Here is a 12,808-nt window from a genome sequence, read left to right as displayed (position 1 = left end):
CTCTTTCTAGCGCGTGCCGGCCGCGGCCGGATCCCGCATCAGTATCTCCGCGATCTCCCTCGCGAGGGTGACCCGATGCGCGTCCCCGTCGATCGCGGTGTGCGCGACAGCGCCCTCGACGAGAAGGAAAAGCTGCTCCGCGAGCCTCTCCGGATCGTCCGCCTCCGGTGCGTCCTCACGGATGAGTTCGGCGAACTTCGCCCGTACGGCGGCCTTGTGCCGCCGGATCACGTCGAACCCGGGATGACCGGCGGGCAGTTCGGCCGCCGCGTTGAGGAACGCGCAACCGCGGTCGCTGCCGAGCTTGGGGTGATCGACGTAGGCATCGAAGACGGTCAGTGCCCGAGGACGATCGGCCGCGGCCAGCCGCTCTTCGAGGTACGCCCACCAGACGTCGTGCCGACGCCGCAGGTACGCGACCGTGAGCTCCGTCTTCGACCCGAAGCACGCGTACAGCGTCTTCTTCGTGACGCCGGCCGCCTCGGCCACGGCCGCGACACCCACCGCGTTCAGGCCCTCCCGATAGAAGAGCTCGGTCGCGGCACTCAGCACACGCTCGCCTGCCGGAGTCAGCATGCCGCGACTATACCGATCGGTTGACCTGGGCGCGAAATGCGGGAACACTCCAGAGGTATACCGATCGGTATACCTCTGGAGGAGAGCTGATGGTTTCTTCGCACAAACGCGAGCTGACCCTGACCGCGGCCGGGTTGTCGCTGATCGCGGTCTCCTACGGCCTCGCGAGGTACGCCTACGGCCTCTTCGCGCCGACCCTCCGGACGGAGTTCGGCCTCGACGGCGGCACACTCGGCGCCATCGCGGCGGGGAGTTATGTCGCGTACTGCCTCGCCGTCGTCGCCTCGACCGCCGTGACCACCCGTTGGGGGGCGCGGGCGGGCGCGCTCGCCGCCGGGACGGCCGCCACCGCCGGGACCGCCCTGATCGCGTCCGCGCCGAACGCCGCCATCCTCGCGCTCGGCGTCGTTCTCGCCGGGGCCAGCACCGGCCTGGCCTCCCCCTCGCTCGCCGACGCGGTCGCACGCGTCGTCCGGGTGACCCGCCGCGACCGCGCCCAATCCGTGGTGAACGCGGGGACCGGGCTCGGCGTGCTGATCTCCGGTCCGGTCTCGTTGCTGGCCATCGGCGACTGGCGAATGGCCTGGTGGGCCTTCGCCGCGGCCTCGGCGCTGGTGACCTTGTGGATCGCCCGGGTGGTGCCGCCGGTCAAGGACGACCGTGCCCGTGGCCTGCCGTCGCCGCTGTTGCCGCCCGCCACCGGACGGCTGCTGCCCGCCGCCGCCACGCTCGGCCTGGCCAGCGCGGCGATCTGGACCTTCGGCCGCGACATCGCCGTCAGCGTCGGCGGGCTCGGCGAGACCGCCTCCACGGTGGTGTGGATCGTGCTCGGGGCGGTCGGCCTGGCAGGCGCGTTCACCGCCGAGCTGACGTCGCGGGCGGGACTGCGCCGGGCCTGGTCGGCGGGAATGGTCCTGTTCGCCGTCGCCACCGCGCTCTTCGCGCTCGCCACCCGATCTCTCCCGGCGCTCGTCGTCGCGGCCGCGCTCTTCGGTGCCGTCTACATCGGACTGACCGGCGTGTTGATCCTGTGGGGCACAAGGGCCTATCCGACAGCGCCCGCGTTCGGTGTCGGCGTGGCCTTCCTGATGCTGGCGCTCGGCCAGGCGGCCGGCGCACCGCTCATCGGCCTCCTCGGCGATCTCGTCGACCTCCGTGCCGGCTTCCTCGCGGCGGCGGCGATCGCCGTTCTCGGCGTCCTGTTCGCGCCGCGGGAGGCGACCACGACGTACAACTTCGGGCTCCGCTCCCTCTCAAGGGTGAGTACCGTCCCGCCGGAGCGGGAATTGCACGCGGACCGCGCGTGATGTGCTCTTCGGCATGAACCTGGTGCTCGGTCTGCTCACCCTGCCCGTCTACGCGCTGATGCTGTGGCCGCTCGTGGTCGCCGCCCGCCGCGTGCTGGGTGTGCGGATCGGCGTGGTCCGCGCGTTCTGCGCCGCCGGCTTCGGCTGGCTCGTCGCGGGCGGCATCGTCAGCGCGTTCCCCACCCCGATGTACGCGGGTGGCGCCTTCGCCGGGCTGGTCGTCCCGGTGGCGGGTGGCGCGTTCCTGGCGACGCTGATCTTCCTGTTCGTCGCGGAGTTCGTCGTTCCCGCGGGTTCGGGGCTCGGGCTGATCGGCCGGATCCGGTCGGTGCGCCGCCGTGCGGCCCGGACGCGGCGCTACTCGCAGATCACCCGGATCGCGATCAAACACGGTCTCGGCCGGTACCTCACCGGCCGCCGTGAACCCGGCCTCGCGCAGGTCCGGCACGCCAAACTCGCGCGCTCCCTGCGGCGGGCGCTGGAAGAGGGCGGCGTGACGTTCGTGAAGCTCGGCCAACTGCTGTCGACGCGCTCCGATCTGCTGCCGCCGGTGTTCATCGACGAACTCGCCAAACTCCAGGACCAGGTCGCGTTCGCCGACGCCGACGAGGTCGCGACGGTGCTGCGGGAGGAACTGGGCGGCGACCCGCACGAGATCTTCGCCGCATTCGACCCGGAACCGATCGCGGCCGCGTCGATCGCGCAGGTCTACCGCGCGAAACTGCGCGGCGGGCAGGACGTGGTGGTCAAGGTGCAGCGGCCCGGCGTGCAGGCGCTGGTCGACCGGGATCTCGACATCGTCCGCCGGGTGGCGGCCGCGCTGGACCGGCGCGCGGGCTGGGCACGTTCGCTCGGCGTGGTCGACCTCGCTGAAGGATTCGCCGACGCACTGCTCGAAGAACTCGATTTCCGCACGGAGGCAAGGAACATCGAAGCGGTCGCCGCGGCCTCCCCCGGCACCGAAGTCGTCCTTCCGACCGTCCACAAGGAACTGTCCACCGAACGTGTCCTGGTGATGCGGCGGCTCGACGGCAGACCGCTGGCCGCCGCCAGGGAACAGGTCCCGGCCGCGGAACGGGCCCAGCTCGCGCGGTCGATGCTGCGTTGCGTGCTCGGCCAGGTGATGGGCAGTGGCGTCTTCCACGCCGACCCGCATCCCGGCAACGTCCTGCTGCTCACCGACGGCAGGCTGGGCTTGCTCGACTTCGGCTCCGTCGGACGGCTCGACTCGGGCCTGCGGGCCGGATTGCAGAACCTCATCCTCGCCCTCGACCGCGGCGACCCCGCCGCGTTGCGGGACGGACTGCTGGAGATCGTCGACCGGCCGGACGAGATCGAAGAACGACGGCTGGAGCGGGCACTGGGAGCGTTGGTGGCCAAGCATTTCAACCACGGCCAAGCCCCGGATCTGGACATGTTCACCGACCTGTTCCGGGTGATCGCCGACTTCCGGCTCAGCGTGCCCCCGCCGATCGCCGCGGTGTTCCGCGCACTGGCCACGCTGGAGGGAACGCTGGCCGCGCTGGCTCCGGGGTTCGACATCGTCGTCGAATCCCGCGCCTACGCCGCCGAACAGGTCGGTGCCGGACTGCGGCCGGAGTCGTTGCGCTCCACGGCCACCAACGAACTGATGGCGCTCCTGCCGGTGCTGCGGCGGCTGCCCCGCCGCGTCGACCGGATCGGCAACGCGCTGGAACAGGGCAGGCTTTCGGTCAACGTCCGGCTGTTCTCCGACGAACGCGACCGCGACGTGGTCACCGGACTGGTGCACGAAGTCCTGCTGGCGTTCGTCGGCGCGGCCACCGGGCTGATGGCCGTACTGCTGCTGGGCAGCGCGACCGGCCCGGAAATGCTGCCAGGGGTCACGCTGCACCAGATGTTCGGCTACAACCTGCTGGTGGTCAGCGCACTGGTGGGATTGCGGCTGCTCTTCGTCGTTTTCCGGCGGACCGGACAACGCTCACGATCGTCCCGATGAAGCACCCCCGCCGAGGGAAACCTCCGGTGAGAGATCACCCTCGGGGCGCGTACATGATGACGCCGACTCCGGCCAGGCAGATCAACGCGCCGACGACGTCGTAGCGATCCGGCCGGTAGCCGTCGGCGACCATCCCCCACGCCAGCGAACCCGCGACGAACACTCCGCCGTACGCGGCGAGGATGCGGCCGAAGTTCGCGTCGGGCTGGAGCGTCGCGACGAAACCGTAGAGGCCGAGCGCCACTACGCCCGCGCCGATCCAGAGGTAGCCGCGATGCTCACGGACGCCTTGCCAGATCAGCCAGGCGCCACCGATCTCCAGCAGGGCGGCGAGAGCGAAGAGCGCGATGGACCGGGCGATCATCCTGGCAGCCTATTGCGGCGCGACGCGGTTCGGCGAAGGTGTATCTGTCCGTGAAGGCGCCTCCTTGAGGGATCCAGAGTCCCTCAAGGAGGCCTTCACGGACTTCGGCAGAGCTCACGAAACGATACTTCCGCCTCATCCCTCAACAACCCGAATCGCCACTCACGACGCGAATCGGTATAGGTCGTTATACGGCTCAACGTCCCGACCCCACCGCCAAAACAACGAACGGTCCTTTCCTGGCGGAATTCGCCAGGAAAGGACCGTTCATAGCGCGGGAAACGCGAAGTGCGTCAGACGGTGAAGCCCAGGGCACGCAGCTGTTCGCGGCCGTCGTCGGTGATCTTCTCCGGGCCCCACGGCGGCATCCAGACCCAGTTGATCCGGAAGTCCTTGACCAGCCCGGTTCCGCCGCCGACGAGGGCGGCTCCGGTCTGGTCCTCGATGACGTCGGTCAGCGGGCAGGCCGCCGAGGTCAGGGTCATGTCGATGGTGGCGGTGTTGTCCGCCTCGACATGGATGCCGTAGACCAGCCCGAGGTCGACGACGTTGATGCCGAGTTCGGGGTCGACGACGTCACGCATCGCCTCTTCGACGTCTTCGACCTTCGCCAGGTCGGCGCTGTCCGGGACGGCGGCGGTCTCGGCGTCGAGGTCGGCGGCCGTGCGCCCCTCGCGGGTTTCGGTCTGCTGTTCGGTCATGCCGTCTCAACTCCGTTGGTCGTGCGGGCGACGGCGTCCTTGAACGCCATCCACCCGAGCAGGGCGCATTTGACGCGGGCCGGGTACTTGGCCACGCCGGCGAAGGCGATGCCGTCCTCCAGCACTTCCTCGTCCGGTTCGATCTGCCCTCTGCCCTGCATCAGCTCGACGAAGGCGTCCATGGTGGTGAACGCCTCCTCCACGGTGTGCCCGACGACGAGATCCGTCAAGACCGACGTGGAAGCCTGGCTGATCGAACAGCCCTGCCCCTCGTAGGAGACGTCGGCGACCTTCCCGTCGTCGACCTTCACCCGCAGCGTCACCTCGTCGCCGCAGGTCGGGTTGACCTGGAACGATTCGGCGTCGAACGGATCGCGCAGACCGCGGCCGTGCGGGTTCTTGTAGTGGTCCAGGATGATCTCCTGGTACATGCTCTCCAGGTTCATGTCACGCCACCCCGAAGAACTTCTGCGCCTCACGCACACCGTTCACCAGCGCGTCCACTTCGGCCAGGGTGTTGTAGACGTAGAACGACGCGCGCACGGTCGCCGGGACCGAGCAGGCCCGGTGCAGCGGCCACGCGCAGTGGTGCCCGACGCGGACGGCGATACCGAGACTGTCCAGCACCTGACCCGAGTCGTGCGGGTGGACGCCGTCGATGACGAACGACACCAGTCCACCGCGGTCGGCCATGTCGGTGGGACCGATGATCCGCACGCCAGGAATCTCGCCGAGCCCCGCCAGCGCGGCCTCGGTGAGGAGGTGCTCGTGCGCGGCGACCCGCTCCATGCCGATCGCCGACAGGTAGTCGGCGGCCGCGCCGAGGCCGACGGCCTGCGACGTCATCGGGGTGCCCGCCTCGAACCGCTGCGGCGGCGCGGCGAAGGTGGTCTGCTCCATGTGGACCAGCTCGATCATCGAGCCGCCGGTCAGGAACGGCGGCATCGCTTCGAGCAGCTCGCGACGGCCGTAAAGGACACCGATGCCGTACGGGCCGACCATCTTGTGCCCGGCGAAGGCGGCGAAGTCGACGTCCAGCGCGTGGAGATCGACCGGGAAGTGTGGCACCGACTGGCAGGCGTCCAGCACGACCAGCGCGCCGACCTTGCGGGCCTTTTTCACCAGGAACTCGACCGGGTTGATCGTGCCGAGGACATTGGACTGGTGCGTGAACGCCAGCACCTTGGTCCGCGCGGTGATCAACTCGTCCACCTTGGACAGATCGAGCCTGCCGTCCGCGGTGACGGAGAACCACTTCAGCGTCGCGCCGGTGCGCTGGCAGAGCTGCTGCCACGGCACCAGGTTCGCGTGGTGCTCCATCTCGGTGACGACGATCTCGTCGCCGGGGCCGATCTTGAACCGCTCGGCCCCCGAACCGGCCGTGGCGGCGTTGCTCATCGCGTAGGCGACGAGGTTGATGCCCTCGGTGGCGTTCTTGGTGAACACCAGCTCGTGCGGGGAGGCGCCGACGAACTCCGCGATCCGCACGCGGGCGGATTCGTAGGCGTCGGTCGCCTCTTCGGCGAGCTGGTGCGCGCCGCGGTGCACCGCGGCGTTCGAGGTCTCCAGGAACCGGCGCTCGGCTTCGAGCACCTGCACCGGTTTCTGGGACGTCGCACCGGAATCCAGATACACCAAGGGTTTCCCGTCCCGCACCGTGCGGGTCAGGATCGGGAAGTCGGCCCTGATGGTCGCTACGTCCAGCGGTGCGGCCCGGCCCGGCGTACTTGTTCCAGCGGAGGGTCCATCAGGAGAGTTAGCCGTGGTGGTGGTCATCGGGCCAACTCCTCTCGGTGTAGTCGTGAAGTTCAGTGATCAGACGGCGGCGGTCTCGGCGGAGCCGGTGTACTTGACGTACCCGTTCTCCTCGAGCTCGTCCGCGAGTTCACGGCCACCGGACTCGACGATCCTGCCGCCCGCGAAGACGTGCACGAAGTCGGGCGTGATGTGCCGCAGGATCCGCGTGTAGTGCGTGATCAGCATGACGCCGGCGTCGTTGTTCGACTTGAACTCGTTGACGCCTTCGGACACGACGCGCAGCGCGTCGACGTCGAGGCCGGAGTCGGTCTCGTCGAGGATGGCGATCTTGGGCTTGAGCAGCGCCAGCTGCAGGATCTCGTGGCGCTTCTTCTCGCCGCCGGAAAAGCCCTCGTTCACCGAACGCTCGGCGAACTCGGACGAGATGTCCAGCTTGCCCATCTCCTCCTTGACCTCCTTGACCCAGTGGCGCAGCTTGGGAGCCTCGCCACGGACCGCGGTGGCCGCGGTGCGGAGGAAGTTGGACATGGACACGCCCGGTACCTCGACCGGGTACTGCATGGCGAGGAACAGGCCCGCGCGGGCGCGCTCGTCGACACTCATCTCCAGCACGTCCTCACCGTCGAGCAGAACCTGCCCGGAGGTGACTTCGTACTTGGGGTGACCGGCGATGGCGTAGGACAGCGTGGACTTGCCCGACCCGTTGGGGCCCATGATCGCGTGGGTCTCGCCCGAGGAAATGGTCAGGTTGACGCCCTTGAGAATCTCCTTGGGGCCCTCCTCGGTCGTGACCGAGGCGTGCAGATCCTTGATTTCCAGCGTAGGCATTTCTTTCCTAAAGTCTGATGTGGACGGACGAGGGCTTAGACGCCCACGGCTTCGAGTTCGGCTTCGATCGCGGCCTCGAGACGCTCGCGCACCTCGGGAACACCGATCTTGACCAGGATCTCGTGGAAGAACCCGCGTACGACCAGGCGGCGCGCGGCGTCTTCGCCGATTCCGCGCGACTGAAGGTAGAACAACTGCTCGTCGTCGAACCTTCCCGTGGCGCTCGCGTGGCCGGCGCCTTCGATCTCGCCGGTCTCGATCTCCAGGTTCGGGATCGAGTCCGCCCGCGCGCCCGGCGTCAGCACCAGGTTGCGGTTGAGCTCGTAGGTGTCGGTGGCCTCGGCGGCCGCCCGGATCAGCACGTCGCCGACCCACACGGTGTGCGCGCCGTCGCCCTGCAGCGCGCCCTTGTACATCACCCGCGACTTGCAGTTCGGCACCGCGTGGTCGACGAAGAGACGGTGCTCCTGGTGCTGACCTTCGTCCGCGAAGTACAGGCCGAGCATCTCGACGTCGCCGCCCTTGTCGGCGAAGGTCGCCGTCGGCGAGACGCGGACGAGGTCACCGCCCAGGGTGATGACGATGTGCTTGAGCGTGGCGTCGCGGCCGAGCTCGAGGTGCTGCTCGGAGACGTGCACCGCGTCGTCGGCCCAGTCCTGGACGCTGACCACGGTCACGTTCGCCGAATCGCCGATCACGAACTCGACGTTGTCGGCGTAGGTGCCGGAGCCGACGTGGTCGAGGACGATGACGGCCTCGGAGAACTGTTCGGCGCGCACCTGCACGTGCCCGTAGGCGACCTTGCCCTCGCCGGGGCCGGTGATCTTCACCGTCGACGGCTTCGACGTCTTCGTCTCCTTGGGCACCGTGATGACGGTGGCCTCGGTGAACGAGGAGTACGCCTGCGCGGCGATCCGGTCGCTCGGGACACCCGCGGCGCCGAGGCGCTCGTCGTCCCGGCCGACCTGCTCGATCTTCAGTTCGGGCGCGGCGTCGGCGTTCACCGTGGCCGAACCCGAAGCGGCGGCGGACCCGTCGTGCAGGCCTCGCAGCCGCTTCATCGGGGTGAACCGCCAGTTCTCCTCACGACCGCCCGGGACCTCGAAGGCCTCGACGTCGTAGGAGGTGAAGCGCTCCGCGCGGGACGTGGCCGGGATGACCACGCCCTCGCGCATCGCTTCGGAAACGTTGTTCTCGGTAACCGACATGACTAGCCGACGGACCCTTCCATCTGAAGCTCGATCAGGCGGTTCAGCTCGAGCGCGTACTCCATCGGCAGCTCACGCGCGATGGGCTCGACGAACCCGCGCACGATCATCGCCATGGCCTCGGCCTCGTCGAGACCGCGCGACATGAGGTAGAACATCTGGTCTTCGCTGACCTTCGAGACGGTCGCCTCGTGGCCCATGGAGACCTCGTCGTTGCGGATGTCGACGTACGGATAGGTGTCCGACCGCGAGATCGTGTCGACGAGCAGCGCGTCGCAGACGACACTGGACCGCGAGTGGTGCGCCCGCTTCGCGACCTTGACCAGGCCGCGGTAGGAGGTGCGGCCACCGCCGCGCGCCACCGACTTCGACACGATGGTCGAGGAGGTGTGCGGCGCCAGGTGCTCCATCTTCGCGCCGGCGTCCTGGTGCTGGCCTTCGCCCGCGAACGCGACCGAGAGGACCTCGCCCTTGGCGTGCTCGCCCATGAGGAACACGGACGGGTACTTCATCGTGACCTTGGAACCGATGTTGCCGTCGATCCACTCCATGGTCGCGCCCTCTTCGCACTTGGCGCGCTTGGTGACCAGGTTGTAGACGTTGTTCGACCAGTTCTGGATGGTCGTGTAGCGGCAGCGGGCGCCCTTCTTCACGATGATCTCCACGACCGCCGAGTGCAGCGAGTCGGACTGGTAGATCGGCGCGGTGCAACCCTCGACGTAGTGCACGTAGGCGTCTTCGTCGACGATGATCAGGGTCCGCTCGAACTGGCCCATGTTCTCGGTGTTGATCCGGAAGTAGGCCTGCAGCGGGATGTCCACCTTGACGCCCTTGGGCACGTAGATGAACGAACCACCCGACCACACCGCGGTGTTCAGCGCGGAGAACTTGTTGTCCCCGGCCGGGATCACGGAACCGAAGTACTCCTTGAAGAGCTCCGGGTGCTCCTTGAGCGCGGTGTCGGTGTCCAGGAACAGGACGCCCTGGGCCTCCAGGTCCTCGCGGATCGAGTGGTAGACGACCTCGGACTCGTACTGCGCGGCGACACCGGCGACGAGGCGCTGCTTCTCCGCCTCGGGGATGCCCAGCCGGTCGTAGGTGTTCTTGATGTCCTCGGGCAGGTCTTCCCAGGAAGTGGCCTGCTTCTCACTGGACCGCACGAAGTACTTGATGTTGTCGAAGTCGATCCCGGAGAGGTCCGCACCCCAGTTGGGCATCGGCTTCAAGTCGAAAAGCTTGAGCGCCTTGAGTCGCGCTTCGCGCATCCACTCCGGCTCGGACTTCTTCGAGGAGATGTCGGTGACGACGTCCTCGTTGAGTCCTCGACGGGCCGTTGAGCCCGCCTCGTCGGAGTCCGCCCAGCCGAACGCGTACTTGCCAAGGGACTCGATGGTCTCTTCTTGGCTCATGGGCGCGGTGGTGGGAGTGCGCTGCTCGGCAGCGGCAGTCATGCGGGTTTCCCTCCATTCGGGATCCGTGCTGTGCGCCCTGGAGAGGGCGCCGTGCTTCCCGGCCCTGGTTTGGCCGGGTGACCCGTCGAGACGACGGGTACGTGGGTGGTGCACGCGTTGTCACCGCGTGCGATGGTCGCCAGTCGCTGGACGTGGGTACCCAGAAGTTCCGCGAAAGCCTCTGTCTCGGCTTCGCACAACTGAGGGAACTCGGCGGCGACGTGGGCGACCGGGCAATGGTGCTGGCAGAGCTGTTCACCGACACCGACCTGACGGGTCGACGCAGCGTAACCTTCCCTGGTCAACGCCGCAGCGAGGGCCTCGGCGCGAGCGGCGGGATCCGCGTGCTGGGTGATCGCGTCCTGATGCGGGCCGACCAGCGAGGCGACCCGCGCCTCCGCGAAGGCCTTCACCGCGTCTTCCCCGGCGTGCTCGGCGAGGAAGCGGATGGCCGAGGACGCGAGGTCGTCGTAGGCGTGCCCGAACCGGGCCCGGCCGGCTTCGGTCAGCAGGAAGTTCTTGGCGGGACGTCCTCGCCCGCGGGGACCGCGGCGGGGCGCGTCCCGGGTTTCGGCTTCACCGTCGGCGAGCAGCGCGTCGAGATGACGGCGGACGGCGGCGGCGCTGATCCCCAGCTGCTCGGCCACCACGACAGCGGTCATCGGACCCTGTTCCAGCAGCAAGCGGGCCACTTCGTGCCTGGTCCGACCCTCGGGGCCGACCTGTACGGGGACAGGCTGGACCTCGGCGCGGGGCATGTCGCCACCGGCCTCGTCCCGCGTCCCCGTCTTTTTCACAACACAAGTGTGACGTATTTCCGGGAAGACGGCAAAGAGGGGTGCCTCACGGAGTGTCGTGGGTCACTTTCTGCCCTTCCGGCGCAATGAGATGGCGGGTTGCGATCCTTGCCCGCGCAACCACCGCAACCAGGTGCCGAGTTGCGTTGTTCCCCGCATCGCTACCCTTCGTGCGTGGCAGTGGGCGATCACCCGGCGCAGCGGGACACGGACGGGTCAGAGCCGGAGGACGCGGCGGCGGGGCCGGTGGCGACTCTCACTCCCGGGCACCCGCACGAAGCGGAGCCGCTGAACGACGAGGAACTGCGCGGCCTGAACGTGGTCCGCCGGTTCGGCGCGGTCGGCTCCCTGTTCCTCGCCCTCGGCTCGCTCGGCGCGGGCGCCGCGCCGGTGATCAACCCGGTGCAGGAGATCCCGGTCCTGCGGCTGTTCACCCGCATCCCGATGGTCTCGCTCGCGATGGGCCTGGCCGGGATGGCGATCATCGTGCTGAGCTGGCTGCTGCTCGGCCGGTTCGCGCAGCCCGCGCGCCGCCGCCTCGCCACCCAGGGCCAGCTCGCCCGCACCATCGCGCTCTGGTGCGCACCGCTGCTGGTCATCCCGCCGCTGTTCTCCCGCGACGTCTACAGCTATCTCGCGCAGAGCGAGATCGTCGCCCGCGGGATGGACCCGTACTCCCTCGGACCCGCCGAAGCGCTCGGCGTCTCCGACCCGCTGACCTCGGGCGTCTCCAACATGTGGCGCGAGACCCCGGCGCCCTACGGCCCGCTGCTGCTGCGCCTCGGCGGCTGGCTGGCTCCGCTGAGCAGCGGCAACATCGTGACCGGGGTGCTGCTGCAGCGCGGGCTCGCGCTGATCGGCGTCGTCCTGATCATCTGGGCGCTGCCCCGGCTGGCCCGGCGGTTCGGGGTCCAGCCCGCGACCGCGCTGTGGCTCGGCGCGGCGAATCCGCTGCTGATCTTCCACTTCGTCGCGGGCGCCCACAACGACGCGCTGGCGATCGGGCTCATGGTGGCCGGGCTGGAGGTCGGTCTCCAGCGGATGCCGGTGCGGTTCAAACACGACGCGCCTCCCCCGCTGGCCAAGGGCGAACTGCTCTACATCGGATTCGGGGTGGTGCTCATCACCCTCGGCGTCGCGGTGAAGATCAACGCGATCCTCGCGCTGCCGTTCTTCACCGTGATGGTGGCCAGACGACGGCACGGCCGGATCAAGGACCTGGTCACCGCCGCGGTGCCGATGGCGTTGCTGTTCGGGGTGGTGCTGGTGGCGGTCTGCTACGGCACCGGCCTCGGTTTCGGTTGGGTCGGCGCGCTCGAGACGCCGGGACTGGTCCGCTCGTGGATCTCGCCGACGTCGGAACTCGCCGCGCTCGGCGGTGTCCTCGGCATCGCCCTCGGCCTCGGCAACCACACCAACGCGATGGTGCCGATCCTCGGCGCGCTCGGCTATGTCGTCGCGGGCGCGGTGACGGTCAAGTTCCTCTGGGACAGCTTCAAATGGCGCTACCGGCCGATCATCGGCCTCGGTGTCTCGCTGGGCGCGGTGATGGTGCTGCACGTCGCGCTCCAGCCCTGGTACCTGCTGTGGGCGATCATCCCGCTCGCCGCGGCTGCCGGCACCTCACGGTTCCGCATGGCGGCGACGATCGTCACCGCGGTCCTGCCGTTCCTGCTGCCGACGACGGGAAGCACCTTCGAGGGCCGCGGCTTCGTCCTGCCGTTCGCGTGGGCCGCCGCCGGGGTCGTCACGCTACTGGGGCTGTTCCTCGTCCATCGCCTTTCCCCGCTACTGCTGTCCAGACCGTCCCCGGAGCATTCGGTCCCGGCGTGAGGCCGTA

At 68.8% G+C, this 12,808-nt stretch carries 12 protein-coding genes; 3 read left to right on the top strand and 9 right to left on the bottom strand.

Annotated elements, in window-relative coordinates:
• Positions 1–6 precede the first annotated feature (6 nt).
• On the bottom strand, positions 7–576 hold the full coding sequence (locus tag P3102_RS13870; protein WP_276369494.1) for a TetR/AcrR family transcriptional regulator: 570 nt from the start codon (positions 574–576) through the stop codon (positions 7–9).
• Positions 577–665: 89 nt separating this feature from the next.
• Between P3102_RS13870 and P3102_RS13865 the strand changes: the two genes are divergently transcribed.
• Both P3102_RS13865 and P3102_RS13860 read left to right on the top strand, forming a co-directional pair.
• Positions 666–1,883, top strand: coding sequence for an MFS transporter (locus tag P3102_RS13865; RefSeq protein WP_276369493.1), 1,218 nt, complete (start codon positions 666–668; stop codon positions 1,881–1,883).
• A gap of 13 nt (positions 1,884–1,896) precedes the next feature.
• Positions 1,897–3,861, top strand: a complete 1,965-nt coding sequence (locus tag P3102_RS13860; protein WP_276369491.1) for an AarF/UbiB family protein — start codon at positions 1,897–1,899, stop codon at positions 3,859–3,861.
• Positions 3,862–3,895: 34 nt separating this feature from the next.
• Here P3102_RS13860 and P3102_RS13855 read toward each other — a convergent pair whose 3' ends face one another.
• The 8 genes from P3102_RS13855 to P3102_RS13820 form a co-directional block, all read right to left on the bottom strand.
• The gene (locus P3102_RS13855; protein ID WP_276369490.1) at positions 3,896–4,225 is read right to left on the bottom strand and encodes a YnfA family protein; all 330 of its coding nucleotides are present in this window, start codon (positions 4,223–4,225) and stop codon (positions 3,896–3,898) included.
• A 293-nt stretch (positions 4,226–4,518) separates the two neighbouring features.
• On the bottom strand, positions 4,519–4,926 hold the full coding sequence (locus P3102_RS13850; protein ID WP_276369488.1) for a metal-sulfur cluster assembly factor: 408 nt from the start codon (positions 4,924–4,926) through the stop codon (positions 4,519–4,521).
• On the bottom strand, positions 4,923–5,372 hold the full coding sequence (gene sufU / locus P3102_RS13845) for a Fe-S cluster assembly sulfur transfer protein SufU (protein ID WP_276369486.1): 450 nt from the start codon (positions 5,370–5,372) through the stop codon (positions 4,923–4,925). Before sufU ends, P3102_RS13850 begins: the two co-directional genes overlap by 4 nt.
• A gap of 1 nt (position 5,373) precedes the next feature.
• A complete protein-coding gene (locus tag P3102_RS13840; protein ID WP_276369484.1) occupies positions 5,374–6,702 on the bottom strand; it encodes a cysteine desulfurase in 1,329 nt (442 codons plus the stop codon).
• Between the two features lie 39 nt (positions 6,703–6,741).
• Positions 6,742–7,512, bottom strand: a complete 771-nt coding sequence (gene sufC, locus P3102_RS13835; RefSeq protein WP_276369482.1) for a Fe-S cluster assembly ATPase SufC — start codon at positions 7,510–7,512, stop codon at positions 6,742–6,744.
• Between the two features lie 35 nt (positions 7,513–7,547).
• Complete coding sequence (gene sufD / locus P3102_RS13830) at positions 7,548–8,720, bottom strand: Fe-S cluster assembly protein SufD (protein ID WP_276369480.1); 1,173 nt, start codon at positions 8,718–8,720, stop codon at positions 7,548–7,550.
• Between the two features lie 2 nt (positions 8,721–8,722).
• Positions 8,723–10,171, bottom strand: coding sequence for a Fe-S cluster assembly protein SufB (gene sufB, locus P3102_RS13825; protein ID WP_276369478.1), 1,449 nt, complete (start codon positions 10,169–10,171; stop codon positions 8,723–8,725).
• Positions 10,168–10,929 carry a winged helix-turn-helix transcriptional regulator gene (locus tag P3102_RS13820; protein ID WP_276371163.1) on the bottom strand — a complete coding sequence of 254 codons (762 nt, stop codon included), beginning with the start codon at positions 10,927–10,929 and terminating at the stop codon, positions 10,168–10,170. Before P3102_RS13820 ends, sufB begins: the two co-directional genes overlap by 4 nt.
• Positions 10,930–11,214: 285 nt before the next feature.
• On the opposite strand from P3102_RS13820, the gene mptB reads away from it, so the two are divergent.
• The gene (gene mptB / locus P3102_RS13815; protein WP_276371161.1) at positions 11,215–12,801 is read left to right on the top strand and encodes a polyprenol phosphomannose-dependent alpha 1,6 mannosyltransferase MptB; all 1,587 of its coding nucleotides are present in this window, start codon (positions 11,215–11,217) and stop codon (positions 12,799–12,801) included.
• Positions 12,802–12,808 lie beyond the last annotated feature (7 nt).

The organism is Amycolatopsis sp. QT-25 (assembly GCF_029369745.1).
In the GTDB taxonomy this organism is placed as follows: domain Bacteria; phylum Actinomycetota; class Actinomycetes; order Mycobacteriales; family Pseudonocardiaceae; genus Amycolatopsis.
Note: the sequence above shows the minus strand (reverse complement) of the source record. Positions and strands in the feature narration are given on the sequence as shown.